22 protein-coding genes are annotated in these 24,345 nt (G+C 59.6%); 14 read left to right on the forward strand and 8 right to left on the reverse strand.

Annotation, left to right across the window (positions count from 1 at the left end; translation table 11 throughout):
• Window positions 1–45 precede the first annotated feature (45 nt).
• A complete protein-coding gene (gene dprA / locus SOP95_RS13750; RefSeq protein WP_323607365.1) occupies window positions 46–1,152 on the reverse strand; it encodes a DNA-processing protein DprA in 1,107 nt (368 codons plus the stop codon).
• An 80-nt stretch (window positions 1,153–1,232) separates the two neighbouring features.
• Window positions 1,233–2,258: a LysM peptidoglycan-binding domain-containing protein gene (locus SOP95_RS13755; protein WP_323607366.1), complete on the reverse strand. Its 1,026-nt coding sequence runs from the start codon at window positions 2,256–2,258 to the stop codon at window positions 1,233–1,235.
• 172 nt (window positions 2,259–2,430) lie between these two features.
• Between SOP95_RS13755 and def the strand changes: the two genes are divergently transcribed.
• The 5 genes from def to SOP95_RS13780 all read left to right on the forward strand — a co-directional run bounded on the left by def (window position 2,431) and on the right by SOP95_RS13780 (window position 7,143).
• Window positions 2,431–2,937 carry a peptide deformylase gene (gene def, locus SOP95_RS13760; protein ID WP_046818630.1) on the forward strand — a complete coding sequence of 169 codons (507 nt, stop codon included), beginning with the start codon at window positions 2,431–2,433 and terminating at the stop codon, window positions 2,935–2,937.
• Between the two features lie 68 nt (window positions 2,938–3,005).
• Entirely contained in the window at window positions 3,006–3,965 is a 960-nt protein-coding gene (fmt, locus tag SOP95_RS13765; protein WP_274073792.1) for a methionyl-tRNA formyltransferase, read from the forward strand.
• Window positions 3,962–5,272 (forward strand): 16S rRNA (cytosine(967)-C(5))-methyltransferase RsmB, encoded by a 1,311-nt coding sequence (rsmB, locus tag SOP95_RS13770; protein ID WP_323607367.1) that lies wholly within the window; start codon window positions 3,962–3,964, stop codon window positions 5,270–5,272. The genes fmt and rsmB overlap by 4 nt, the downstream gene beginning before the upstream one ends.
• A gap of 22 nt (window positions 5,273–5,294) precedes the next feature.
• A complete protein-coding gene (gene trkA, locus SOP95_RS13775; RefSeq protein WP_046818627.1) occupies window positions 5,295–6,668 on the forward strand; it encodes a Trk system potassium transporter TrkA in 1,374 nt (457 codons plus the stop codon).
• 160 nt (window positions 6,669–6,828) lie between these two features.
• Window positions 6,829–7,143, forward strand: a complete 315-nt coding sequence (locus SOP95_RS13780; RefSeq protein ID WP_274073790.1) for a tetratricopeptide repeat protein — start codon at window positions 6,829–6,831, stop codon at window positions 7,141–7,143.
• A 68-nt stretch (window positions 7,144–7,211) separates the two neighbouring features.
• Here the strand turns inward: SOP95_RS13780 and SOP95_RS13785 are convergent, their stop codons facing one another.
• On the reverse strand, window positions 7,212–8,099 hold the full coding sequence (locus SOP95_RS13785) for a lysophospholipid acyltransferase (RefSeq protein ID WP_274073789.1): 888 nt from the start codon (window positions 8,097–8,099) through the stop codon (window positions 7,212–7,214).
• 40 nt (window positions 8,100–8,139) lie between these two features.
• On the reverse strand, window positions 8,140–8,697 hold the full coding sequence (tag, locus tag SOP95_RS13790; protein WP_274073788.1) for a DNA-3-methyladenine glycosylase I: 558 nt from the start codon (window positions 8,695–8,697) through the stop codon (window positions 8,140–8,142).
• A gap of 81 nt (window positions 8,698–8,778) precedes the next feature.
• Here tag and glyQ point away from each other — a divergent pair, with 81 nt between their 5' ends.
• The 4 genes from glyQ (at window position 8,779) to SOP95_RS13810 (ending at window position 13,170) form a co-directional block, all read left to right on the forward strand.
• Window positions 8,779–9,732, forward strand: coding sequence for a glycine--tRNA ligase subunit alpha (gene glyQ, locus SOP95_RS13795; protein ID WP_003213601.1), 954 nt, complete (start codon window positions 8,779–8,781; stop codon window positions 9,730–9,732).
• Complete coding sequence (gene glyS / locus SOP95_RS13800) at window positions 9,729–11,783, forward strand: glycine--tRNA ligase subunit beta (RefSeq protein ID WP_323607368.1); 2,055 nt, start codon at window positions 9,729–9,731, stop codon at window positions 11,781–11,783. Before glyQ ends, glyS begins: the two co-directional genes overlap by 4 nt.
• Window positions 11,784–11,789: 6 nt before the next feature.
• Window positions 11,790–12,323: a D-glycero-beta-D-manno-heptose 1,7-bisphosphate 7-phosphatase gene (gene gmhB / locus SOP95_RS13805; RefSeq protein ID WP_323607369.1), complete on the forward strand. Its 534-nt coding sequence runs from the start codon at window positions 11,790–11,792 to the stop codon at window positions 12,321–12,323.
• A 67-nt stretch (window positions 12,324–12,390) separates the two neighbouring features.
• On the forward strand, window positions 12,391–13,170 hold the full coding sequence (locus SOP95_RS13810) for a lysophospholipid acyltransferase family protein (protein ID WP_274073785.1): 780 nt from the start codon (window positions 12,391–12,393) through the stop codon (window positions 13,168–13,170).
• Between the two features lie 243 nt (window positions 13,171–13,413).
• Here SOP95_RS13810 and gyrB read toward each other — a convergent pair whose 3' ends face one another.
• Genes gyrB through dnaA form a run of 4 tightly spaced genes read right to left on the reverse strand, consistent with a single transcriptional unit; the run spans window position 13,414 to window position 19,623 of the window.
• Window positions 13,414–15,831 carry a DNA topoisomerase (ATP-hydrolyzing) subunit B gene (gene gyrB, locus SOP95_RS13815; protein ID WP_077185067.1) on the reverse strand — a complete coding sequence of 806 codons (2,418 nt, stop codon included), beginning with the start codon at window positions 15,829–15,831 and terminating at the stop codon, window positions 13,414–13,416.
• A 5-nt stretch (window positions 15,832–15,836) separates the two neighbouring features.
• Window positions 15,837–16,940 (reverse strand): DNA replication/repair protein RecF, encoded by a 1,104-nt coding sequence (gene recF, locus SOP95_RS13820; protein WP_008064628.1) that lies wholly within the window; start codon window positions 16,938–16,940, stop codon window positions 15,837–15,839.
• A 20-nt stretch (window positions 16,941–16,960) separates the two neighbouring features.
• Entirely contained in the window at window positions 16,961–18,064 is a 1,104-nt protein-coding gene (gene dnaN / locus SOP95_RS13825; protein ID WP_274073784.1) for a DNA polymerase III subunit beta, read from the reverse strand.
• Between the two features lie 38 nt (window positions 18,065–18,102).
• Entirely contained in the window at window positions 18,103–19,623 is a 1,521-nt protein-coding gene (dnaA, locus tag SOP95_RS13830) for a chromosomal replication initiator protein DnaA (protein ID WP_274073783.1), read from the reverse strand.
• Window positions 19,624–20,190: 567 nt separating this feature from the next.
• Here dnaA and rpmH point away from each other — a divergent pair.
• The 5 genes from rpmH to mnmE all read left to right on the forward strand — a co-directional run bounded on the left by rpmH (window position 20,191) and on the right by mnmE (window position 24,113).
• Complete coding sequence (gene rpmH, locus SOP95_RS13835) at window positions 20,191–20,325, forward strand: 50S ribosomal protein L34 (RefSeq protein WP_003213577.1); 135 nt, start codon at window positions 20,191–20,193, stop codon at window positions 20,323–20,325.
• A 16-nt stretch (window positions 20,326–20,341) separates the two neighbouring features.
• The gene (gene rnpA / locus SOP95_RS13840) at window positions 20,342–20,743 is read left to right on the forward strand and encodes a ribonuclease P protein component (protein WP_323607406.1); all 402 of its coding nucleotides are present in this window, start codon (window positions 20,342–20,344) and stop codon (window positions 20,741–20,743) included.
• Window positions 20,736–20,981, forward strand: coding sequence for a membrane protein insertion efficiency factor YidD (yidD, locus tag SOP95_RS13845; RefSeq protein ID WP_080725322.1), 246 nt, complete (start codon window positions 20,736–20,738; stop codon window positions 20,979–20,981). The genes rnpA and yidD overlap by 8 nt, the downstream gene beginning before the upstream one ends.
• A gap of 2 nt (window positions 20,982–20,983) precedes the next feature.
• The gene (gene yidC / locus SOP95_RS13850) at window positions 20,984–22,663 is read left to right on the forward strand and encodes a membrane protein insertase YidC (protein WP_323607370.1); all 1,680 of its coding nucleotides are present in this window, start codon (window positions 20,984–20,986) and stop codon (window positions 22,661–22,663) included.
• A gap of 79 nt (window positions 22,664–22,742) precedes the next feature.
• On the forward strand, window positions 22,743–24,113 hold the full coding sequence (gene mnmE, locus SOP95_RS13855; protein ID WP_323607371.1) for a tRNA uridine-5-carboxymethylaminomethyl(34) synthesis GTPase MnmE: 1,371 nt from the start codon (window positions 22,743–22,745) through the stop codon (window positions 24,111–24,113).
• Window positions 24,114–24,345 lie beyond the last annotated feature (232 nt).

Consider the following 24,345-nt stretch of genomic DNA (forward strand, 5'->3'; position numbering starts at 1 on the left):
TCCAGAATAAGGCTCTGCGCAGTTTACCGTTCTTCCTCGTAAAACCTAGCTCACCCGCGCAAACCAGCGTCCGTTTTCACAGACAGCACGGCCGTCCATTTCCAGCTCCGTCAACGTCGCCAGGACCTTGGGCAAGGTCCAACCGCTGGCATCGGCCAGCGCTTCACTGGTGTGGGGGGCGGCGTGGAGCAGGGTCAGCAGCGGATGGCTCGATGTGGCCGCGGGTGTTTGCGTTGAAAAAGGCAGCTGCTGCCAGCCCCGCAAGCCTTCAAGGATATGCTCGATGGTTTCCACCAGCACGGCGCCGTCGCGGATCAGCTGATGGCATCCGCGGGCGCCGGGATGATGAATCGACCCGGGAATCGCATACACCTCGCGCCCCTGTTCCGCCGCCAGCCGGGCCGTGATCAATGAACCGCTGGCAACGCTGGCTTCGACCACTAGCACGCCCAGGGACAGACCGCTGATGATCCGGTTGCGTCGGGGGAAGTTGCCGGCGCTGGGCGCGGTGTCCAGCGGAAACTCCGAAAGCACCGCGCTACCCGACGCGATCATGGCGTCCGCCAGGCGCCGGTTGCGCTGTGGATAAAAGTTTTCAAGACCCGTGCCAAGTACCCCGACCGTTCGCCCGCCAACGTCCAGCGCCGCCTGATGCGCGGCGGCATCGATGCCCAGCGCCAGGCCGCTGGTGATGACGAACCCGGCACCAGCCAGGCTGCGGGAAAACGCGGTGGCGGTGTCCATGCCTGGCCGTGAAGCACGACGACTGCCGACCATCGCCAGCTGCGGTTTTTCCAGGATCTGCGGATCGCCGGCCACGAACAGCAACGGCGGCGCGTCGCTGATCTGCGCCAGCAACGCCGGGTAGTCAGGCTGGTCCCACATCAGTAAATGCTGGCCCTGACGCTCTAGCCAGGCCAATGCATGGCTGGCGCCGTCACGAATCTCCGGGGCGCGCCGGGCCTCGCAACACACCTGCGGCAAGCCCAGCGCTCGCCAGGCACTGGCCGGTGCGCTGATGGCTTTGGACGCCGAACCGAAGGCTTCCAGCAATTTCCTGAATCGCGCCGGGCCAAGTTCCGGTAGACGGTGCAGACGCAGACGCGCCTCCAGTTCCGCAGGGGAAACCGGTGTAACAGCGGGTATCGACATGGATCATCCTTGATCGTTATGAGCCCCCGTCGAAACGGGAATAAGCTGTGGATAACTCTGTTGGTAACTTGTGCAGTGAGCTAAGGATTTTGCACCTTGTCCAGCACTGCCAATGAACGTGACGCATGGAGCACCAGCCCATAGCTGAGCTTGTCGTAGGTGCGGAAAACCATCAGCAGGCCGGCGCGCTCATCCGGAATTTTCACTGGCTGGCCGGTGATCCGGTCGCGCACGGTTTCCCCGGTTTTCATCACCGCCAGCACATTCCCTTCGGTCAGGCCGTCGCGTTGCCCCTTGTTCAGGGTGACCACGTCCAGCGCACCGATCTGCGTGACCCCGCGTGGCACATCGATGATCAGGCCGTTGACCTGGGTCTCTGGGGCGCTGGGCATGAAGGTCGAATTGATCGAGCGTTCTTCGCCGCTGAACAGGCGGTCGCCGAGACGCACCTCCTGGGTCGTACGTTGCAGCGCCAGAGTCGTGACGTCGCCCTCGGTGGCGATGATCTCGCCGCCGCCAATGTCATCGGCGTTGATCCCGAGGAACTCGTGGGTCTGCGGATCGCTGTAGACCTTGCCCTGGCGGAAGATGCCATACACCGGCTGAGCCGGGTCAAAGTGGCCGCGGGCGAAGATACGGTCGCCGGTGCCACTGAGTACGCGCTCGGCATCACCGGCAACGATATAAGGCGCCTGGTCGAAATCCTCGGCCTTGTCGACGATGCGGTTGCTCAGCAAGAAGCTGTTGATCGATTTCAGCGGGATGCTCGGGATGGCGTCGGCCACCGGACTGCTGCGCACCCGTGGCGAAAGCTTGATGGTCCCCCGCGAGGCGCCGCGATCGAGGGTCAGGCGCGGCTGGCCGTTGACGTAGACCAGCGACAGGCTGTCACCGGGGTAGATGAGATCTGGATTTTCAACCTGGGGATTGGCCTGCCAGAGTTGCGGCCACTGCCATGGCTCACGAAGATATTTGGCCGAGATGTCCCAGAGTGTGTCGCCCGTTGCCACGGTGTATTGCTGTGGAAAACCCTCCCTGAGTTGCACTTGCCCGTGCGCAAAACCTGCCGAGGCCAGGAGTAGCAGGGCGAGTAGTGATTTCCTCATGCGATGAATCCCTTTATTATGTGAGTTCGCGTGAAACGCCAGAGCCCTCGGTGGCTCGCTCCCGGCTTGCTTATGAAGAGAAGGGAGCTACGTTTTACACCGGTAGCCTGCATCTTCGGATCGGCCAGGCCATCGACCCGACCTTACTTCACATGTGCAGTCATCAAAGCTTATGGCCATTTTAAACATCCTCGAATTCCCTGACCCGCGCCTGCGTACGATCGCCAAGACAGTGACCGTAGTGGACGACGAAGTGCGTCAGCTGGTCGATGATATGTTTGAAACAATGTATGAGGCGCCAGGCATCGGCCTCGCCGCGACCCAGGTCAACGTGCACAAACGTATCGTCGTGATGGACCTCTCCGAAGACCGCAGCGAACCCCGGGTGTTCATCAACCCCGAGTTCGAGTCCCTGACCGACGAGATGGAGCAATACCAGGAAGGCTGCCTCTCGGTGCCGGGTTTCTACGAAAACGTCGATCGCCCGCAGAAGGTCAAGGTCAAGGCCCTGGACCGCGACGGCCAGCCCTACGAACTGATCGCCGAAGGCCTGCTAGCCGTTTGCATCCAGCACGAATGCGACCACCTGAACGGCAAATTGTTCGTCGACTACCTGTCCACGCTCAAACGCGATCGCATCAAGAAGAAACTGGAAAAGCTTCACCGCCAGAACGCTTGATGCCCTCTTCAAAGGCTTGCCGCGGCAAGCCTTTTTCTTTTCAAGATGCTTTGTAATCGAGAGCTTTCATGACTGAGCCACTGCGCATTGTCTTTGCCGGCACCCCGGAATTCGCCGCCGAACACCTCAAGGCCCTGCTCGACAGCCCTTACGAGATCGTTGCGGTCTACACCCAGCCGGATCGTCCGGCGGGCCGCGGGCAAAAGCTGATGCCGAGCCCGGTCAAGCAGCTTGCCCTTGAAAATAACATTGCGGTGTTGCAACCGCCGACCCTGCGTAACGCAGACGCCCAGGCCGAATTGGCCGCGCTGAAGCCGGACTTGATGGTGGTGGTTGCCTACGGCCTGATCCTGCCGCAAGTGGTGCTGGATATTCCGCGCCTGGGCTGCATCAACAGCCACGCGTCCTTGTTGCCTCGCTGGCGCGGTGCGGCGCCGATCCAGCGCGCCGTCGAAGCCGGTGACAGCGAAAGCGGCGTGACCGTGATGCGCATGGAAGCCGGCCTCGACACCGGGCCGATGCTGCTCAAGGTCATCACCCCGATCAGCGCCCAGGACACCGGCGGCAGTCTGCACGACCGCCTGGCCGAAATGGGTCCGCCTGCCGTGGTCCAGGCGATTGCCGGCCTCGCCGCCGGTACGCTCGAAGGTGAAGTGCAGGACGACAGCCTGGCCACCTATGCACACAAGTTGAACAAGGACGAGGCGCGCATCGACTGGACGCGTCCAGCGGTTGAGCTGGAGCGTCTGGTTCGCGCTTTCAACCCTTGGCCGATCACCCACAGCACACTCAACGGCGAAGCGTTGAAGGTGCTGGCGGCAAACCTGGCCGAAGGGCAGGGCGCAGCGGGTGAAATCCTCGGCGCCAGCAAGGACGGGCTGATCGTCGCCTGCGGTGAGCAGGCCCTGTGCCTGACCCGCCTGCAATTGCCCGGTGGCAAGGCGCTGAACTTCAGCGACCTGTTCAACAGCCGTCGTGAAAAATTCGCCATCGGTACCGTCCTCGGTCAAGCGGTGGACGCTCAATGAACCCGCGTCTGGCCGCCGCCAAGGCACTCGCCGCTGTCCTGAACGGAAAAGCCTCGCTCAACAGTTCACTGCCGACGCAACTGGACAAGGTCGAAGACCGTGACCGCGGCTTCACCCAGGACCTGGCGTTCGGCACCGCTCGCTGGCAGCCGCGTTTGTCGGCGCTGGCGGCCAAGCTGCTGCAGAAGCCGTTCAAGGCGGCCGACGCCGACGTCGAGGCACTGTTGCTGGTCGGTCTGTACCAACTGCTCTACACCCGCGTCCCGCCACACGCCGCGATCGGCGAAACCGTGGGTTGCGCCGACAAGCTGAAAAAGCCCTGGGCCAAGGCCTTGCTCAATGCCGTGCTGCGCCGCGCGCAGCGGGAAAGCGAAACCCTGCTGGCCGAGCTGGAACACGACCCGGTGGTGCGTACCGCTCACCCGCGCTGGCTGCAAAAGTCGCTCAAAGCCTTCTGGCCCGAGCAGTGGGAAGCCATTTGCACGGCGAACAATGCGCACCCGCCCATGATCCTGCGGGTCAACCGCCGCCATCACAGCCGTGACGCCTACCTCGGGCTGCTGAGTGAAGCAGGCATTGCCGCCAGTGCCTGCGTCTACAGCCGCGACGGCATCATCCTCGAGGCAGCCGCCGACGTGCGCAGCCTGCCAGGCTTCGCCGAAGGCTGGATCAGCGTGCAAGACGAAGCGGCCCAACTGGCCGCCGACTTGCTCGACCTGGCGCCGGGCCAGCGCGTGCTCGATGCGTGCTGCGCCCCGGGCGGCAAGACCTGCCATATCCTTGAAGCCGAACCGAAACTGGCCGGCGTCGTCGCCGTGGACCTCGAAGCCAAGCGCCTGGTACGGGTCCGCGAGAACCTCGAACGCCTGAAACTGAGCGCCGAACTGATCGCCGCCGACGGCCGCGACACCGCCACCTGGTGGGACGGCAAGCCTTTCCAGCGCATCCTCCTCGATGCCCCGTGCTCGGCCACCGGCGTCATTCGTCGTCACCCGGACATCAAGCTGACGCGCCAGCCCGATGACATCGTCGCGCTCGCAGTGCTGCAAGGCGAGCTGCTCGACGCCATGTGGCATACCCTGGAAGTGGGCGGCATCCTGCTCTACGCCACCTGTTCCACGCTGCCGACCGAAAACACCGAAGTGATCGAGGCCTTCCTCGCTCGCACACCCGGTGCCCGCGAACTGGACCTGGCCACAACGGCCGGGATCAGGCAGCCCCATGGGCGGCAACTGCTGGCCCAGGAAGGCGGCCACGACGGGTTCTACTACGCCAAGCTGATCAAGATCGCCGCCGCACGCGGTTAAACGGATTCAACGGAGTGACTGGATGAAAATCATCATCCTCGGAGCAGGGCAGGTCGGCGGTTCGCTGGCGGAGCACCTGGCAAGCGAAGCGAATGACATCACCGTGGTCGACACCGACGGCGAACGCCTGCGTGACCTCGGTGACCGGCTGGACATCCGCACGGTGCAAGGGCGCGGTTCGCTGCCGAGCATCCTGCGCCAGGCTGGCGCCGACGACGCCGACATGCTGGTCGCCGTGACCAGCAGCGATGAAACCAACATGGTGGCCTGCCAGGTTGCCCACACCCTGTTCCACACGCCGACCAAGATCGCCCGCGTCCGTGAAGCGGCGTACCTGACCCGCACCGAACTGTTCGACAACGAAGCCATCCCGGTGGATGTGCTGATCAGCCCCGAGCAGGTAGTCACTAACTACATCAAGCGCCTGATCCAGCATCCGGGCGCCCTGCAGGTGATCGACTTTGCCGAAGGCAAGGCGCAGTTGGTTGCGGTGCGGGCCTACTACGGCGGGCCGCTGGTGGGGCAGCAACTGCGCCAGCTGCGCGAGCACATGCCGAACGTCGAAACCCGCGTGGCGGCGATTTTCCGTCGCGACCGGCCGATCCTGCCCCAGGGCGATACGGTGATCGAAGCGGACGACGAAGTGTTTTTCATTGCCGCACGGGCGAACATTCGGGCGGTCATGAGTGAAATGCGCCGTCTCGACGAGACCTACAAGCGCATCGTCATCGCCGGTGGCGGGCAGATCGGCGAGCGTCTGGCCGAGGCCATCGAAAGCCGTTACCAGGTGAAGATCATCGAGATGAACCCGGCGCGCTGCCGTCATCTCTCGGACACCCTCGACAGCACGGTGGTATTGCAGGGCAGCGCCTCCGACCGTGACCTGCTGCTGGAAGAGAACATCGCCGACGCGGACATCTTCCTGGCCCTGACCAACGATGACGAGGCCAACATCATGTCCTCGCTGCTGGCCAAGCGCCTGGGGGCGAAGAAGGTGATGACCATCATCAACAACCCGGCCTACGTCGACCTGATCCAGGGCGGTGACATCGATATCGCCATCAGCCCGCAACTGGCGACCATCGGCACCTTGCTGGCTCATGTGCGTCGCGGCGATATCGTCAGCGTGCACTCACTGCGCCGCGGCGCGGCGGAAGCCATCGAGGCCATTGCCCATGGCGATGCGAAATCGAGCAAGGTGATCGGCAAGGCCATCGAAAACATAGGCTTGCCGCCGGGTACTACGATTGGCGCCATTATTCGCGATGAAGAGGTCATTATCGCGCACGATGACACCGTGATCGCAGCGGGCGACCATGTGATCCTGTTCCTTGTGGATAAAAAGCATATTCGCGATGTGGAGAAACTGTTCCACGTAGGGCTGAGCTTCTTCTGATCCGAGTTTTTTGCTGCCAGCAAGGGCCTCTTCGCGAGCAAGCCCGCTCCCACATTTGATCTTTGGTGAACACAAAACCAATGTGGGAGCGGGCTTGCTCGCGAAGGCGGCCTCACTAATCCGGATGAACGCCTGACACCCCTAAGATAAGGAATCCACCATGCTCGAATCCCTGGAAAAAATGCTCGCCAAGGGTGTGGATAACTCGCTGCTGCGCTTCGGCCTGGGCAAGGGTTATCTGGATCTGGGGGAGAACGCCAAGGCGGCGGAGCATTTCCAGCGCTGCGTCGAATTCGATCCGAAATATTCGGCAGCCTGGAAATTGCTCGGCAAGGCCCATCTGGCCCTGACCGACTTTGCAGCCGCACGGCAGGCCTGGGAGCAAGGCATCGAGGCCGCCATCGCCCATGGCGACAAGCAAGCCGAGAAGGAAATGACGGTGTTTCTGAAAAAGCTCGACCGTCAGGCGCACTGATCAGAGATAACGCAAGCCAATGCCTTCGGCATACAGTTCACAGTTATCCACAGATCATGCCAATCGACTCAATACCAGCGCTCTTCGCCCGGTGGACGCTTCTTGAAGCGTTTCATGCTCCACATGTACTGGCTCGGATACGCCCCCACGTAACGCTCGACGACCTTGCTCATGGCAGCGCAGGAGGTGGCGGTATCGGTGCTGTACATCTCTTCGGGCGCGGCTTCCAGGATTACTTTGTAGCCTGAACCGTCCGGCAGCCGCAGGGCATGCAGGAACACGCCGACCGCCTTGCCGCCGGCGAGCATGTTCGGCACAAACTTGCTGGTCAGCGCCTGGGTGGCGAAAAACGGCACGAAGATCCCGGCGGATTCGGCCGGTTCCGGGTCGGCGGGAATACCCACCGCACCACCTTTGCGCACTTCCTTGATGACGCTGAGGATGCCTTCCTTGGTGGAAGCGGCCACCTTGTTGCCCAGTTGCACCCGTTGCTTTTGCAACAATTCATCCACCGCCTTCAATTTCGGCGGGCGATAGAAAATGATCGGTTTGCACTGGCTGCAATAAAAGTGGTTGAGCACTTCCCAGTTGCCCAGGTGACTGGTGATGCCGACCACGCCCTTGCCGGAGGCGAGGGCGTCCTTCAATACATCGAGGCCTTCCACTTCGCGGACCAGGTCGATGGAACGCTGGGCCGGCCAGATCCAGGCGCAGGCGCTTTCGGTCAGGGACTTGCCGATGTCTTTGAGGCTCTGGCCCACCAGGCGCTCACGCTCGGCGGGGTCCATGTCGGGAAAACACTTGGACAGATTGATCCGTACCACATCGCGGGAACGGTTCGGGGTTTTCCACATGACCCAGCCTATCGCCGAGCCTACGGCCTGAACGGCCCGCCACGGGAGCAGGGCAAACAGCCGCAGAGCGCCTACCAGCAAGGCGCCTTTCAACTTATCCACAGGTCACTCCTGATCTTGTGCTGTGCGCGAGGCGGCTATTCTAACCGCCGTTCGCCAGCAGCGCGTAGCGATCGCAATCCCGGGTGTGGTCCATGACCATGCCCGAGGCCTGCATCAGCGCGTAGCAAATGGTCGGGCCAACGAAGGTGAAACCGGCTTTTTTCAAGCCCTTGCTCATCTCCACCGCCTCGGGCGTGATGGCCGGCACTTCGGAGCGGTCCTTGAAATGATTGATCTTCGGCACACCGCCGACAAAGGACCAGAGAAACCCCACCGGGTCCTCCAGCGCCATCCAGGCCTGGGCATTGCGCCGGGCCGCGTTGAGCTTGAGGCGATTACGGATGATGCCCGGGTCGAGCATCAATTCATCGATTTCCGTGTCGCTCATCTGCGCCACGCGCTGCACGTCAAAGCCGTACAGCACCTGGCGATAGTGCTCGCGTTTGCGCAGCACAGTGATCCAGGAAAGGCCGGCCTGGAACCCTTCGAGCAAAAGCAACTCGAACAGTCCCTGCGCATCGCGTAGCGGCGTGCCCCACTCCTGATCGTGATAAGCCATGTACAGCGGATCTTCGGAACACCAAAAGCAGCGTGGCATAAGGCTCCAGGGGGCGTGCGCAGCAACGAATCGGGTATACTCCCGCTCTTTAAATCGCAGCCCAAGAAACAGGTGAATTTCGTGAGCCAGCCTACGCCAGCCGTGCGTACCTTCCAAGACTTGATCCTCGCCCTCCAGCAATACTGGGCCGAGCAAGGTTGTGTGGTACTTCAGCCCTACGATATGGAAGTAGGCGCCGGCACTTTCCACACTGCAACATTCCTGCGCGCCATTGGCCCGGAAACCTGGAACGCCGCTTATGTGCAGCCAAGTCGTCGCCCGACTGACGGCCGCTACGGCGAAAACCCGAACCGTCTGCAGCACTACTACCAGTTCCAGGTGGTGCTCAAGCCGAACCCGGACAACTTCCAGGAGCTGTACCTGGGCTCCCTCAAGCACGTTGGCCTGGACCCGTTGGTCCACGACATCCGCTTCGTCGAAGACAACTGGGAATCGCCGACCCTCGGCGCCTGGGGTCTGGGCTGGGAAGTCTGGCTCAACGGCATGGAAGTGACCCAGTTCACCTACTTCCAGCAAGCGGGCGGCATCGAGTGCTACCCGGTGACCGGCGAGATCACTTACGGCCTCGAGCGCCTGGCCATGTACCTGCAAGGCGTGGACTCGGTCTACGACCTGGTCTGGGCTGACGGTCCGTTCGGCAAAGTGACCTACGGCGACGTGTTCCACCAGAACGAAGTGGAGCAGTCGACCTACAACTTCGAACACGCCAACGTCGAGAAGCTGTTCGAACTGTTCGATTTCTACGAAAGCGAAGCCAAGCGCCTGATCGAACTCGACCAGCCGCTGCCGTTGCCGAGCTACGAAATGGTGTTGAAGGCATCCCATACCTTCAACCTGCTGGATGCGCGCCGGGCGATTTCCGTGACCGCGCGTCAGCAATACATCCTGCGTGTGCGCACCCTGGCGCGTTCCGTTGCGCAAGCCTACCTGCTGGCTCGCGCCAAGCTGGGCTTCCCGATGGCGACCCCGGACCTGCGTGACGAAGTACTGGCCAAGCTGGAGGCTGCACAATGAGTGCTCTGGATTTTCTGGTTGAACTGGGCACTGAAGAACTGCCACCCAAGGCCCTGAACACCCTGGCCGAGGCGTTTCTTGCCGGTATCGACAAGGGCCTGCAAGCTGCCGGCCTGAACTACGAGACCAAAACCGTTTATGCCGCGCCGCGCCGTCTGGCGGTGCTGATCACGTCACTGGCCACACAGCAGCCGGATCGCAGCATCAACCTCGATGGCCCGCCACGTCAGGCCGCGTTCGATGCTGAAGGCAACCCGACCCAAGCGGCACTGGGCTTTGCCAAGAAGTGCGGCGTCGACCTGAGCGAAATCGATCAGAGCGGTCCGAAACTGCGCTACAGCCAGAGCATCGCCGGCAAGCCGACCGCGAGCCTGCTGCCGACCATCGTCGAAGACTCGCTGAACGACCTGCCGATCCCGAAACGCATGCGTTGGGGTGCGCGCAAGGAAGAGTTCGTGCGTCCGACCCAATGGCTGGTGATGCTGTTCGGTGACCAGGTCATCGACTGCACCATCCTCGCCCAGAAGTCTGGCCGCGATTCCCGTGGTCACCGCTTCCATCACCCGGAAAACGTGCGCATCGGTTCGCCGTCCAGCTACCTGGCCGACCTGCGTGCCGCCTACGTGCTGGCCGACGCCAACGAGCGTCGCGACATCATCAGCAAGCGCACCGAAGAGCTGGCCACTCGCCAGGAAGGCACGGCGATCGTTCCGCCAGCCCTGCTCGACGAAGTGACCGCGCTGGTCGAGTGGCCGGTACCGCTGGTGTGCTCGTTCGAGGAACGTTTCCTCGACGTGCCGCAAGAAGCACTGATCACCACCATGCAGGACAACCAGAAGTACTTCTGCCTGCTGGATGCCGAAGGCAAGTTGCTGCCACGTTTCATTACCGTGGCCAACATCGAAAGCAAAGACCCGCAGCAGATCATCGCCGGTAACGAGAAAGTGGTTCGCCCACGCCTGACCGACGCCGAGTTCTTCTTCAAGCAAGACAAGAAGCAGAAGCTCGAAGACTTCAACCAGCGCCTGCAAAACGTGGTGTTCCAGGAAAAACTCGGCAGTGTCTACGACAAGGCCGAACGCGTTTCCAAGCTCGCCGCCTACATCGCTGCGCGCATTGGCGGCAACGCTTCGTGGGCCGCTCGCGCAGGCTTGCTGTCCAAGTGCGACCTGGCGACCGAAATGGTCGGCGAGTTCCCGGAGATGCAAGGTGTCGCCGGTTACTACTACGCCCTCAATGATGGCGAGCCAGAAGACGTCGCCCTGGCCCTGAACGAGCAGTACATGCCGCGCGGTGCCGGTGCCGAACTGCCAGCCACCCTGACCGGTGCGGCCGTGGCCATCGCCGACAAGCTCGATACCCTCGTGGGAATCTTCGGTATCGGCATGCTGCCGACCGGCAGCAAAGACCCGTACGCACTGCGCCGTGCTGCGTTGGGTGTGCTGCGTATCCTGATCGAGAAACAACTGGATCTGGACCTGAACGACGCCGTGGCCTTCGCCGTGAATGCGTTCGGTACCAAGGTCAAGGCTGTCGGTCTCAACGACGCCGTGCTGGAATTCATCTTCGACCGCCTGCGTGCGCGTTATGAGGATGAAGGCGTCGACGTGGCGACCTACCTGTCGGTGCGCGCACTGAACCCGGGCTCGGCCCTGGACTTCGACCAGCGCGTACAAGCGGTACAGGCCTTCCGCAAATTGCCGGAAGCCGCAGCCCTGGCGGCGGTGAACAAGCGCGTATCGAACTTGCTGAGCAAGGTCGAAGGCTCGGTGCCGACCGTGGTCGAAGCCAAGTATTTCGACAATGCCAACGAGTTCTCCCTGTACTCGGCGATCCAGCAGGCTGACCAGGCTGTCCAGCCTATGGCGGCGGCACGTCAGTACAGCGAATCGCTGGCACGCCTGGCCGCCTTGCGCGAGCCGGTCGACGCGTTCTTCGAAGCGGTGATGGTCAACGCGGAAGATGCCAATGTCCGCGCTAACCGTTATGCACTGCTGGCGCGCCTGCGTGGGCTGTTCCTCGGCGTCGCCGACATTTCGCTGCTGGGGTAAGACTGTTTGAAACTGCTGATTCTCGATCGGGACGGGGTGATCAATTACGACTCCGACGCTTACATCAAGTCGGTGGAGGAGTGGATCCCACTCCCCGGATCGATCGAAGCCATCGCGCAGTTGAGCAAGGCCGGCTGGACGGTGGCGGTCGCCACCAACCAGTCGGGCATCGCTCGCGGCTACTACGACCTCGCCACCCTGGACGCCATGCACGAGCGCTTGCGCTCGCTGGTGGCCGAGCAGGGTGGGGAAGTCGGGCTGATCGTCTACTGCCCGCACGGGCCGGACGAAGGCTGCGATTGCCGCAAGCCAAAACCCGGGATGCTGAAAAGCATCGCCGCACATTACAACGTATCGCTGACAAATCTATGGTTCGTCGGCGATAGTCTCGGTGACCTGGAAGCCGCCAAAGCCGTCGATTCTCAGCCAGTTTTGGTAAAGACCGGGAAAGGCGAAAAGACTTTGGGCAAGACCCTTCCGGTAGGCACATTGATTTTCGACGATCTGGCGGCGATTGCCGCAGAACTTATCCACAATTAGAGCTCTTTCGAAATCCTGACCAAGGAACGTTCGGGAGTGCGCTTGAACCGTTACGGTAAACGTCGCCATGTCGATACTGCAGGCCATCAGAACCTTCCTCTTTTACCTGCTGCTGGGCACCAGCTCCCTGCTGTGGTGCAGCCTGAGTTTTTTTATCGCGCCCTTTCTGCCATTCAAGGCGCGTTATCGCTTCATCAACGTCTATTGGTGCCGCTGCGCCTTGTGGCTGAGCAAGGTATTCCTGGGCATTCGCTACGAAGTGAAAGGTGCCGAGAACGTGCCGGCACAGCCCTGCGTGATCCAGTCGAACCACCAGAGCACCTGGGAGACCTTTTTTCTCTCGGCCTATTTCTCGCCATTGAGCCAGGTGCTCAAGCGCGAACTGCTGTACGTGCCATTCTTCGGTTGGGCCATGGCCATGCTGCGTCCCATCGCCATCGACCGGGACAACCCGAAAGCGGCACTCAAGCACGTCGCCAAGAAAGGCGATGAGTTACTAAAGGACAACGTCTGGGTGCTGATTTTCCCCGAAGGCACCCGCGTTCCCTACGGCACCATCGGCAAATTCTCCCGCGGCGGTACTGCGCTGGCAGTGAATGCCGAGCTGCCGGTGCTGCCGATTGCGCATAACGCTGGCAAGTTCTGGCCAAAAACCGGTTGGAGGAAGAAGCAGGGTGTCATCACCGTGATCATCGGTGCACCGATGTATGCCGAAGGTAGCGGACCACGCGCTATCGCCGAATTGAACGACCGAGTCCAGGCTTGGAACGAGCAGATGCAGCGTGAAATGGGCTCTCTGCCACCGGCTCCGCAGGCGCCGGTTACCAACGATCAGGTGGTTGTCTGAGCTTCTGTGGATAAGCTGTGTACCGTTTGTGAGAAAAGCGTCGAAATCGTCTCCTAACTTAATGATTTATATAGATATTTCTTAAGCGCTTAAAAAACCAAAAAACGTGCATAAGTTTTTTTCGGGCGCAAAAAAACCGGCTGATATAGCCGGTTTTTTTATGCCTGTAATGTGGGTGTTTCACTGGACACAAAAAAGGCCAACGCAAGCGTTGGCCTTTTTGGTCCAGCGGGTTAACCGGGATCAGAAGTCCAGGTTGGAAACCGCCAGGGCATTGCTTTCGATGAAGTCACGACGAGGTTCGACCGCATCACCCATCAGGGTGTTGAAGATCTGGTCCGCGCCAATGGCGTCTTCGATGGTCACTTTCAGCATCCGGCGAACGCTCGGATCCATGGTGGTTTCCCACAGCTGATCCGGGTTCATTTCACCCAGACCTTTGTATCGCTGGATGGTGTGGCGCTTGGTGCTTTCCGCCATCAACCAGTCCAGGGCTTCCTTGAACTCGGTGACCGCTTTCTTGCGCTCGCCGCGCTGGATGTACGCGCCCTCGTCCAGCAGGGTGCTCAGCTGGGCGCCCAGGGACACGACGGTCTTGTAGTCGTTGCTGCCGAAGAAGTCACGGTTGAAGGTGACGTAGTTCGACAGGCCGTGGGAGATCAGTTCGACCTCTGGCAGCCAGACATTACGTTCACGGTCTTCGCGCAGGCTGGCCTTGTAGACCAGGCCGGACTTCTCGACGGTGCGCAGGCGCACTTCGTACTGGGCCAGCCAATCCTGCATCGCAGCGTGATCGGACAGTTGCTCCAGGCTGACGGCCGGCAGGTAGATGAAGTGCTCGGTCAGTTCCTGTGGGTACAGGCGCGACAGACGCTTGAGGGTCTTCATCACCAGGCGGAAGTCATTCACCAGACGCTCAAGGGCTTCGCCAGAGATACCTGGTGCCTCTTCGTTCAGGTGCAGGCTCGCATCTTCCAGGGCCGACTGCGTCATGTACTCTTCCATGGCGTCGTCGTCTTTGATGTATTGCTCTTGCTTGCCTTTCTTCACCTTGTACAGCGGCGGCTGGGCGATGTAGATGTAGCCACGCTCGATCAGCTCCGGCAGCTGACGGAAGAAGAAGGTCAGCAGCAGGGTACGAATGTGCGAACCGTCGACGTCAGCATCGGTCATGATGATGATGTTGTGATAACGCAACTTGTCGATGTTGTACTCTTCGCGACCGATGCCGCAGCCCAGCGCGGTGATCAAGGTGCCCACTTCCTGGGAAGAGATCATCTTGTCGAACCGTGCCTTCTCGACGTTCAGGATTTTACCCTTGAGCGGGAGAATCGCCTGGGTCTTGCGGTTACGTCCCTGCTTGGCAGAGCCGCCCGCGGAGTCACCTTCCACCAAGTACAGTTCGGAGAGGGCAGGGTCCTTTTCCTGGCAGTCAGCCAGTTTGCCCGGCAGGCCAGCGATGTCCAGCGCGCCTTTACGACGGGTCATCTCACGGGCCTTGCGCGCGGCTTCACGGGCACGTGCCGCGTCGATCATCTTGCCGACGACCAGCTTGGCTTCGTTCGGGTTTTCCAGCAGGAAGTCGGAGAAGTATTTGCCCATTTCCTGTTCGACCGCGGTCTTCACTTCGGAAGAGACCAGCTTGTCCTTGGTCTGGGAGCTGAACTTCGGATCCGGCACCTTCACCGAAATGATCGCGGTCAGGCCTTCACGGGCATCGTCACCAGTGGTGGCGACTTTGTGCTTCTTCGCCAGGCCTTCAGCTTCGATATAGGTGTTGAGGTTACGCGTAAGGGCCGAACGGAAGCCCACCAGGTGGGTACCGCCGTCGCGCTGCGGAATGTTGTTGGTGAAGCACAACAGGTTCTCGTTGAAGCTGTCGTTCCACTGCAGGGCGATTTCCACGCCGATGCCGTCTTCACGCTGGATGTTGAAGTGGAACACCTGGTTGACCGGGGTCTTGTTGGTGTTCAGGTATTCAACGAACGCACGCAGGCCGCCTTCGTACTTGAACAGCTCTTCCTTGCCGCTGCGCTCATCCTTGAGGACGATGCCGACACCGGAGTTGAGGAAGGACAATTCACGAATCCGCTTGGCCAGGATGTCCCAGCTGAAGTGGATATTCTTGAAGGTTTCGCTGGAAGCCTTGAAGTGGATCTGGGTACCCGTGGTTTCGCTGTCGCCAACGATCTTCATCGGTTCCTGAGGAACACCGTGTACGTAGGTCTGTTCCCAGATCTTGCCACTACGGCGCACCGTCAGAACAAGCTCTTCAGACAGTGCGTTCACTACCGACACGCCTACGCCGTGCAGGCCGCCGGATACCTTGTAGGAGTTGTCATCGAACTTACCGCCGGCGTGCAGCACGGTCATGATGACCTCGGCTGCCGAAACGCCTTCTTCTTTGTGCACGTCTACCGGGATGCCACGACCGTTGTCTTTAACGGTGATGGATTCGTCCGGGTGGATGATGATGCTGATGTCGTCGCAGTGGCCGGCGAGCGCTTCGTCGATCGAGTTATCGACCACCTCGAACACCATGTGGTGCAGACCGCTGCCATCGTCGGTGTCACCAATGTACATACCGGGACGTTTGCGTACGGCATCCAGGCCTTTCAGCACTTTAATGCTCGTTGAGTCGTACGTATTTTCTTCGCTCAATGCCTTCACTCCCGATGGTCGTGGGTCTGGGTGATACGGCCCTGTTCCACGTGGAACAGGGCGACTGGCGTTTCCGTCTGCCAGCCTTCCCTCAATAATTCGTGGTCTACACAGGTGATGAACACCTGGCAGCGTAAGTCTTCCAGCAAGCGGCAAAGCGCACGGCGGTGCTGCTCGTCCAGTTCGGACGGCAAGTCATCCACCAGATAAATACACTGACCGCGTCGGGCCTGGCTCACCAGGTGCCCTTGGGCAATCCGCAATGCACAGACCACAAGCTTTTGCTGACCCCGGGACAAAATGTCCGCGGCGTTGTGTGCGCCCAATCTAAGACGCAAATCAGCCCGTTGCGGTCCGGCCTGGGTATGACCCATTTGCTGATCCCGTTGCAGGGACCCGGCAAGTACGGCGCTCAATTCCCGGTCCTTGTCCCAGCCTCGGTAATAGCTGAGCGTCAAACCTTCGAGCTCAACCAGTTCGCTCAAGGTTTGTTCAAAGACTGGCTTCAAGGCTTTGATGTAAGCGCGGCGGTATTCATCGATTTCAGCGCTGGCCTGGCACAGTTCCCTGTCCCAAACCGCTTGCGAAACGGCGTCAAGTGTACCATGCCGCAGCCAAGAGTTTCTCTGGCGCAGGGCCTTCTGCAGGCGTTGCCAGGTGGACATGAATCGGGGTTCCACGTGGAACACGCCCCAGTCGAGGAACTGACGGCGAATCTTCGGCGCACCTTCCAGCAAGCGGAAGCTGTCCGGGTTGATCAACTGCAGCGGCAGAATCTCGGCCAGTTGTGCGGCACTGCGCGCGTTTTGTCCGTCGATGCGGATCTGAAACTCCCCCTGGCGATCCCGGGAGATGCCAAGGGCGCTGTGTCCGCCTTCAGCCAACTCGACCTGGCCAAATACCGTGCACGCCAATTGCTCGTATTGAATAACGGGCAACAACCGGGTGCTACGAAACGAACGCGCAAGCCCCAGCAGGTGAATGGCTTCCAGGACACTGGTTTTGCCGCTGCCGTTGGCGCCGTAAAGAATATTGATTCGGGGGGAGGGGGAGAAGGTCACCGGGTGCAGATTGCGCACCGCGGTGACCGAGACGCGACTGAGGGACATCTAGCTTCTGCTGAACATGATTACAGACGCATCGGCATGACGACGTAGGCCGAGTCGTCGTTGTCGGACTCTTGCACCAGCGCACTGCTGTTGGAGTCGGACAGGATGAGTCGCACCTGCTCTGTGGTCATCACGCCCAGTACGTCGAGCAAGTAGCTGACGTTGAAGCCGATTTCCAGGGAGCCGCCGTTGTACTCAACGCCAACCTCTTCTTCCGCTTCCTCCTGCTCCGGGTTGTTCGCCTGGATCTTCAGCTGGCCAGGAGCCAGTTGCAGACGGATGCCGCGGTACTTTTCGTTGGACAGAATCGCCGTACGGCTGAAAGCCTCACGCAACGCCTGACGATCACCGAGCACCAGCTTGTCGCCGCCTTTTGGCAGAACGCGCTCGTAGTCCGGGAATTTGCCGTCGACCAGTTTCGAGGTGAAGGTGAACTCACCGGTGGTCGCGCGAATGTGGTGCTGGCCCAGGACGATAGTGACGATGCCGTCTGGCTCGGTCAGCAAACGCGCCATTTCAAGGATACCCTTGCGCGGCACGATGACCTGGTGGCGATCCGGCTGGCCGATATCAGCCTGCATCGAGCACATTGCCAGACGGTGGCCGTCGGTGGCCACGGCACGAATGACGCCCGCCGAGACTTCCAGCAGCATGCCGTTGAGGTAGTAACGCACGTCCTGCTGGGCCATGGCGAAACTGGTGCGCTCTATCAGGCGACGCAGCTTGCTCTGTTCGAGACTGCAGGTCAGCGAGCCCGGGCCTTCTTCCACGGTGGGGAAATCGTTGGCCGGCAAGGTCGAGAGGGTGAAGCGGCTACGGCCAGCCTTCACCACCAGCTTCTGTTCATCGACCTTGATATCGATCAGCGCGTCGTTCGGCAGGCTTTTGCAGATGTCCATCAGTTTACGTGCAGGCACGGTGATGGAACCTGTTTCAGCAGGCTCTTCGAGTTGCACGCGACCGACCAGCTCGACTTCCAGGTCGGTACCGGTCAGCGACAACTGCTGGCCTTCGACAACCAGCAGCACGTTGGAGAGAACCGGCAAGGTCTGTCGGCGCTCGACGACGCCTGCGACCAGTTGCAGGGGTTTCAACAGGGCTTCGCGTTGAATGGTGAAATGCATGGTCTAGTCCCTTGCCTTAAAAGCTGCGCTGGTGTTCATCAAGTGGTCAGTGTACGCAGCAGGTTCTTGTAGTCCTCGCGGATGTCCGCGTCGGATTCCTTAAGTTCGTTGATCTTGCGGCAGGCGTGCAAAACAGTCGTGTGGTCACGCCCACCAAACACATCACCGATTTCCGGCAGGCTGTGGTTGGTGAGTTCCTTGGACAACGCCATGGCGACCTGACGTGGACGGGCAACCGAACGCGAACGACGTTTGGACAACAAATCGGAGATCTTGATCTTGTAGTACTCGGCGACCGTGCGCTGAATGTTATCCACAGAGACCAGTTTGTCTTGCAGCGCCAACAGGTCCTTCAGGGACTCGCGAATCAACTCGATGGTGATATCGCGCCCCATGAAGTGCGAATGGGCGATGACGCGCTTGAGCGCACCTTCCAGTTCACGGACGTTGGAGCGAATGCGTTGGGCAATGAAGAACGCGGCATCGTGTGGCAGTTCGACCTTGGCCTGGTCGGCCTTCTTCATCAGGATCGCGACACGGGTTTCCAGTTCCGGCGGCTCTACGGCCACCGTGAGGCCCCAGCCGAAGCGGGACTTCAGTCGTTCTTCAAGGCCTTCGATTTCTTTCGGATAGCGGTCACTGGTGAGAATGACCTGCTGGCCACCTTCAAGCAGGGCGTTGAAGGTGTGGAAAAACTCTTCCTGGGAGCGCTCTTTGCGAGCGAAAAACTGAATATCGTCGATCAGCAATGCATCCACCGAACGGTAGAAGCGCTTGAATTCGTTGATCGCGTTCAGTTGCAGCGCCTTGACCATGTCGGCCACGAAGCGCTCGGAATGCAGGTACACGACCTTGGCATTCGGGTTCTTCTTTAATAGGTGGTTACCCACAGCATGCATCAAGTGGGTTTTACCCAGACCTACACCACCATAAAGGAAGAGCGGGTTGTATCCGTGCTTGGGGTTGTCCGCCACTTGCCAGGCCGCAGCCCGGGCCAGTTGGTTGGACTTGCCCTCAACGAAGTTTTCGAAGGTAAAGGTGCGGTTCAGGTAGCTGGTGTGCTTGAGGGCGCCTTCAACCTGAACAGTGCGTTGCTCGGCGCGCACCGGTGCCTGTTGCGAACTGGCGCCGGCCATTGGGTCGAAGCTGTCACGAGAAGGCTCTTGCTCAGCCACTTCAGCGGTTTTTTGCGTCGCACGCTTGGCCGGTGATGGGGCGGGGGCCGCAGGCGCGGCAGCAGCTGCAGCCGCCTGAACCTGGGACGCCGCGGCGGCAGCCAGCGGCGCATTCGGTGCAGCACGCGGAGCTGAGCTGCGTTTGCTGCCTATTAATAAGGAAAGCGCAGGCGCCATGCCGTTGCCGTGCTCGTCGAGCAATTCCAGCACGCGGCTCAGGTATTTCTCGTTGACCCAGTCCAGGACAAAACGATTGGGTGCATAGACACGCAACTCGTCGCCTTCGGCTTCGACCTGTAGTGGACGGATCCAAGTGTTGAATTGTTGGGCAGGCAGCTCATCGCGCAAAAGCTCCACGCACTGCTGCCAAAGTTCCACTGACACGGATATCCCCTAAGTTGAAAGCCGGTGAGGCAAAAACAAGCGGCCATTGTAACGGCCAGACGCCGACTTATCCACACGTAGGTGGGTCATGAACCGAGAACAATCAGCGTTTTATACGCAAAAAAGACGACCAATGGTCTGTGCATAAGCCCTGTGGATAACCACCTCTAAGCTCATTGCACAAGTGGGGGCGAAACTCGGTGGATAACCTGCCTGTGGATAACAGCGCTTTCCACACACAGGTTATCCGACCGCGCAGCACAGCCTGAACACCGTTTTCCACTGTAGTTGTCATTCGCTGTACATGCGATGAAACAAGGGCTCTAGGCACTTATCCACAGATACCCGCGCCCTAAGCTTTTATAAGCTTTACAGAAAAGCTTTAAATACTTTCCTTTCTTATTTTTATATTTGCCTGAGGATCCTGACCAGGCAAAACCTCCGGAGATCTATTTATAAGGAAACGTTGGTTGGAAATTGACCTAGAGGCTTGCTTTCTCTAGAATCCCCGGTCTCTTAAAACGGGGGCCATTCCGGCCCGTTGTGGACGAACCAGGTAACACGACAATGAAACGTACTTTCCAACCAAGCACTATCAAACGCGCTCGTACCCACGGTTTCCGTGCTCGCATGGCTACCAAGAACGGTCGTGCCGTCCTGTCGCGTCGTCGCGCCAAAGGTCGTGCGCGTCTGGCAGTTTGATAATCCGGCACTGGAGGTGAGTCAGGACTTCAGTCGGGAAAAGCGTCTGCTTACCCCCCGGCATTTCAAGGCGGTCTTTGACTCCCCTACCGGCAAGGTTCCGGGGAAAAATCTCCTGCTCCTTGCGCGCAAAAACGATCTTGATCACCCCCGTCTCGGGCTGGTTATCGGGAAAAAGAGCGTAAAGCTCTCCGTCGAGCGCAATCGCCTCAAACGTCTGATGCGCGAATCGTTTCGCCTGAACCAGGATTTACTGGCAGGCTGGGACATCGTTATCGTCGCGCGCAAAGGTTTGGGTGACGTAGAAAACCCCGAATTGATTCAGCATTTCGGCAAACTCTGGAAGCGTCTGGCACGCAGCACGCCAGTACCAGCAGTCAAAACCGAAACTGTAGGGGTAGACAGTCCCGATGCGTAAACTGGCACTCGTTCCGATCCAGTTTTATCGCTACGCCATTAGTCCCCTGATGGCCAGTCACTGTCGTTTCTACCCCAGTTGTTCCTGCTACGCGTTAGAAGCCATTGAAAATCATGGCCTTCTTCGCGGTGGCTGGCTGACCTTTCGTCGTTTAGGTCGCTGTCATCCGTGGAATCCCGGTGGTTATGACCCGGTTCCATCTATCCCTACCTCCCGTTCTTCTTCGATGGCCGAGTAATCATGGATATCAAACGCACGATCCTGATCGTCGCCCTGGCAATCGTGTCCTACGTTATGGTTCTTAAATGGAACCAGGACTATGGCCAGGCTGCCTTGCCGACTCAGAATGTTGCTTCCAGTACGACCGCACCGGGCCTCCCGGATACGGCCACTGGCAATAAAGCGTCCGTCAGTGACGACATTCCGCACGCCGCAAACGATACCAGCGCACCTGCCGAAACTCCGGTAGCGGCGAGCACGGACCTCATCCAGATCAAAACGGATGTGCTCGATCTGGCCATCGATCCACAGGGTGGTGATGTTGCCCAACTGAAATTGCCGCTGTATCCACGTCGTCAAGACCATCCGGAAATTCCATTCCAGCTGTTCGACAACGGCAACGAACGGACTTATCTGGCGCAAAGTGGCCTGATTGGCAACAACGGCCCGGATGCAAGTCCTGCCGGTCGTCCGATTTACTCGGCAGAGAAGAAGGTTTATCAGCTGGCTGACGGTCAGGACCAATTGGTCGTGGACCTGAAGTTCAGCAAGGACGGCGTCAACTACATCAAGCGTTTCACTCTGAAACGCGGACTGTACGACGTAACCGTGTCCTACCTGATCGACAACCAGAGCGCACAGCCCTGGTCCGGTGCAATGTTTGCGCAATTGAAGCGTGACGCCAGCTCCGATCCGTCTTCCAGCACCGCCACCGGTACCGCGACTTACCTGGGCGCCGCCCTGTGGACAAGTTCGGAGCCGTACAAGAAAGTGTCCATGAAGGACATGGACAAGGCGCAGCTGAAAGAAACCGTTACCGGCGGTTGGGTTGCCTGGTTGCAACACTACTTCGTGACCGCGTGGATTCCGGCGAAGGGCGAAAACAACGTCGTCCAGACCCGTAAAGACAGCAAAGGCAACTACATCATCGGTTACACCGGTCCTTCGTTGACCGTTGCTCCGGGTGCCAAGGCTGAAACCAGCGCTACTCTGTACGCCGGTCCGAAAAGCCAGGCTGTGCTCAAAGAGTTGTCCCCAGGTCTGGAACTGACTGTCGACTACGGCATCCTGTGGTTCATCGCTCAACCGATCTTCTGGTTGCTGCAACACATCCACGCCATTGTGGGTAACTGGGGCTGGTCGATTATCTTCCTGACCATGCTGATCAAGGGGATCTTCTTCCCGTTGTCGGCCGCCAGCTACAAATCCATGGCGCGCATGCGTGCAGTGGCTCCGAAACTGGCTGCGCTGAAAGAGCAACATGGCGATGACCGGCAGAAAATGTCGCAAGCCATGATGGAGCTGTACAAGAAAGAGAAGATCAATCCGCTGGGTGGTTGCTTGCCAATCCTCGTGCAGATGCCGGTATTCCTTTCGTTGTACTGGGTTCTGCTGGAAAGCGTTGAAATGCGCCAAGCGCCGTTCATGCTGTGGATAACCGACCTGTCGATCAAGGATCCTTTCTTCATCCTGCCGATCATCATGGGTGCAACCATGTTCATCCAGCAGCAGTTGAACCCGACTCCACCGGATCCGATGCAGGCCAAGGTGATGAAGCTGATGCCAATCATCTTCACCTTCTTCTTCCTGTGGTTCCCGGCTGGTCTGGTGCTGTACTGGGTAGTGAACAACTGCCTGTCGATCGCCCAACAGTGGTACATCACTCGTAAGATCGAAGCAGCTGCCAAAGCGACTGCCTGACTTACACTGTGGGTAACCACTCAAAACGCCCCCTAGTGGGGCGTTTTGCTATCTGTCACTTTTGTCTGGATACCGGTTTATGAGCGCTCCTCGTGAAACCATTGCCGCCGTCGCCACAGCCCAGGGTCGTGGCGGTGTCGGCATCGTGCGTATTTCCGGGCCTTTGGCCAGCATTGCGGCCAAGGCCTTCAGCGGTCGTGAACTCAAGCCGCGGTTCGCTCACTACGGTCCGTTCCTGGGTGATAAGGACGAGGTGCTCGATCAGGGCATCGCGCTGTATTTTCCCGGACCGAACTCGTTCACCGGCGAAGATGTACTGGAATTACAGGGGCACGGTGGCCCGGTCGTCCTGGATATGCTGCTGCAGCGCTGCCTTGAACTGGGTTGCCGCCTGGCCCGGCCGGGTGAATTCAGTGAACGGGCATTTTTGAACGACAAGCTCGACCTGGCCCAGGCCGAAGCCATCGCCGACCTGATCGAAGCCAGTTCTGCACAAGCAGCTCGCAACGCATTGCGCTCCTTGCAAGGCGCCTTTTCGGCGCGTGTGCATAACCTCACGGAACAACTGATCGGCCTGCGGATTTATGTCGAAGCGGCGATCGACTTTCCGGAGGAAGAAATCGACTTCCTGGCCGATGGCCACGTATTGAGCATGCTCGACAAAGTTCGCGACGAGTTATCCACCGTCATGCGCGAAGCCGGGCAGGGTGCCTTGCTGCGCGATGGCATGACGGTGGTCATCGCCGGTCGTCCGAATGCTGGAAAATCCAGCCTGCTCAATGCACTGGCCGGTCGCGAAGCGGCCATCGTCACCGAGATCGCCGGCACCACGCGGGACGTCCTGCGCGAACATATCCACATCGATGGCATGCCCCTGCATGTGGTGGATACCGCCGGGCTGCGCGATACCGATGACCATGTGGAAAAGATTGGTGTGGAGCGGGCGTTGAAAGCCATTGGCGAGGCCGATCGGGTCCTGCTGGTGGTCGATGCGACCGCGCCGGAAGCCCTCGATCCTTTTGCGCTATGGCCTGAGTTCCTCGAAACCCGTCCTGATCCGGCGAAAGTCACGCTGATCCGTAACAAGGCCGACCTCACCGGTGAAGCCATGGCCCTGGAAGTCAGCGATGACGGGCACGTCACCATCAGCCTCAGCGCCAAGTCTGCAGGGGTTGGCCTTGAGCTGCTGCGCGACCACTTGAAGGCATGCATGGGCTATGAACAAACCTCGGAAAGCAGCTTCAGTGCGCGCAGGCGCCACCTGGAAGCATTGCGTCATGCGAGTGCGTCCCTTGAGCATGGCCGCGCGCAGCTGACCCTGGCGGGTGCCGGTGAGTTGCTGGCCGAGGATTTGCGCCAAGCTCAGCAGTCCCTGGGCGAAATCACCGGTGCGTTCAGCTCCGATGACCTGTTGGGTCGAATCTTCTCCAGCTTCTGCATCGGTAAGTAGGAGCAAGCTTGCTCGCGATGGACGTTAACGATGACGCGTGTATTGCTGGTTAAACGTGTCGCCCTTAGCTCCATCGCGAGCGAGCTCGCTCCTACAAGGGTCTGCTTTTAAGCCTGTCTGTTTCTTCCTTTCTCTTGATTTCGTCCAGTGCCGAGCAGATTTCCCCCTGCTTGAGCGGATTTTCTGTGCCCAGGATCTGACTGATCCACGTTTTCCTGTGGATTAAGCCCTG

The sequence above is a fragment of the Pseudomonas sp. YuFO8 genome (assembly GCF_035065025.1).
Taxonomy (GTDB): domain Bacteria; phylum Pseudomonadota; class Gammaproteobacteria; order Pseudomonadales; family Pseudomonadaceae; genus Aquipseudomonas; species Aquipseudomonas putida_AE.

What these genes read in the sequence shown, in the direction of transcription:
- SOP95_RS13755 (WP_323607366.1), bottom strand. Translation starts at nt 2,258, where the DNA reads ATGAGGAAATCACTACTCGCCCTGCTACTCCTGGCCTCGGCAGGTTTT.
- SOP95_RS13810 (WP_274073785.1), top strand. Translation starts at nt 12,391, where the DNA reads ATGTCGATACTGCAGGCCATCAGAACCTTCCTCTTTTACCTGCTGCTG.
- glyS (WP_323607368.1), top strand. Translation starts at nt 9,729, where the DNA reads ATGAGTGCTCTGGATTTTCTGGTTGAACTGGGCACTGAAGAACTGCCA.
- yidD (WP_080725322.1), top strand. Translation starts at nt 20,736, where the DNA reads ATGCGTAAACTGGCACTCGTTCCGATCCAGTTTTATCGCTACGCCATT.
- trkA (WP_046818627.1), top strand. Translation starts at nt 5,295, where the DNA reads ATGAAAATCATCATCCTCGGAGCAGGGCAGGTCGGCGGTTCGCTGGCG.
- rsmB (WP_323607367.1), top strand. Translation starts at nt 3,962, where the DNA reads ATGAACCCGCGTCTGGCCGCCGCCAAGGCACTCGCCGCTGTCCTGAAC.
- dnaN (WP_274073784.1), bottom strand. Translation starts at nt 18,064, where the DNA reads ATGCATTTCACCATTCAACGCGAAGCCCTGTTGAAACCCCTGCAACTG.
- rpmH (WP_003213577.1), top strand. Translation starts at nt 20,191, where the DNA reads ATGAAACGTACTTTCCAACCAAGCACTATCAAACGCGCTCGTACCCAC.
- mnmE (WP_323607371.1), top strand. Translation starts at nt 22,743, where the DNA reads ATGAGCGCTCCTCGTGAAACCATTGCCGCCGTCGCCACAGCCCAGGGT.
- yidC (WP_323607370.1), top strand. Translation starts at nt 20,984, where the DNA reads ATGGATATCAAACGCACGATCCTGATCGTCGCCCTGGCAATCGTGTCC.
- dprA (WP_323607365.1), bottom strand. Translation starts at nt 1,152, where the DNA reads ATGTCGATACCCGCTGTTACACCGGTTTCCCCTGCGGAACTGGAGGCG.
- SOP95_RS13780 (WP_274073790.1), top strand. Translation starts at nt 6,829, where the DNA reads ATGCTCGAATCCCTGGAAAAAATGCTCGCCAAGGGTGTGGATAACTCG.
- tag (WP_274073788.1), bottom strand. Translation starts at nt 8,697, where the DNA reads ATGCCACGCTGCTTTTGGTGTTCCGAAGATCCGCTGTACATGGCTTAT.
- recF (WP_008064628.1), bottom strand. Translation starts at nt 16,940, where the DNA reads ATGTCCCTCAGTCGCGTCTCGGTCACCGCGGTGCGCAATCTGCACCCG.
- fmt (WP_274073792.1), top strand. Translation starts at nt 3,006, where the DNA reads ATGACTGAGCCACTGCGCATTGTCTTTGCCGGCACCCCGGAATTCGCC.
- def (WP_046818630.1), top strand. Translation starts at nt 2,431, where the DNA reads ATGGCCATTTTAAACATCCTCGAATTCCCTGACCCGCGCCTGCGTACG.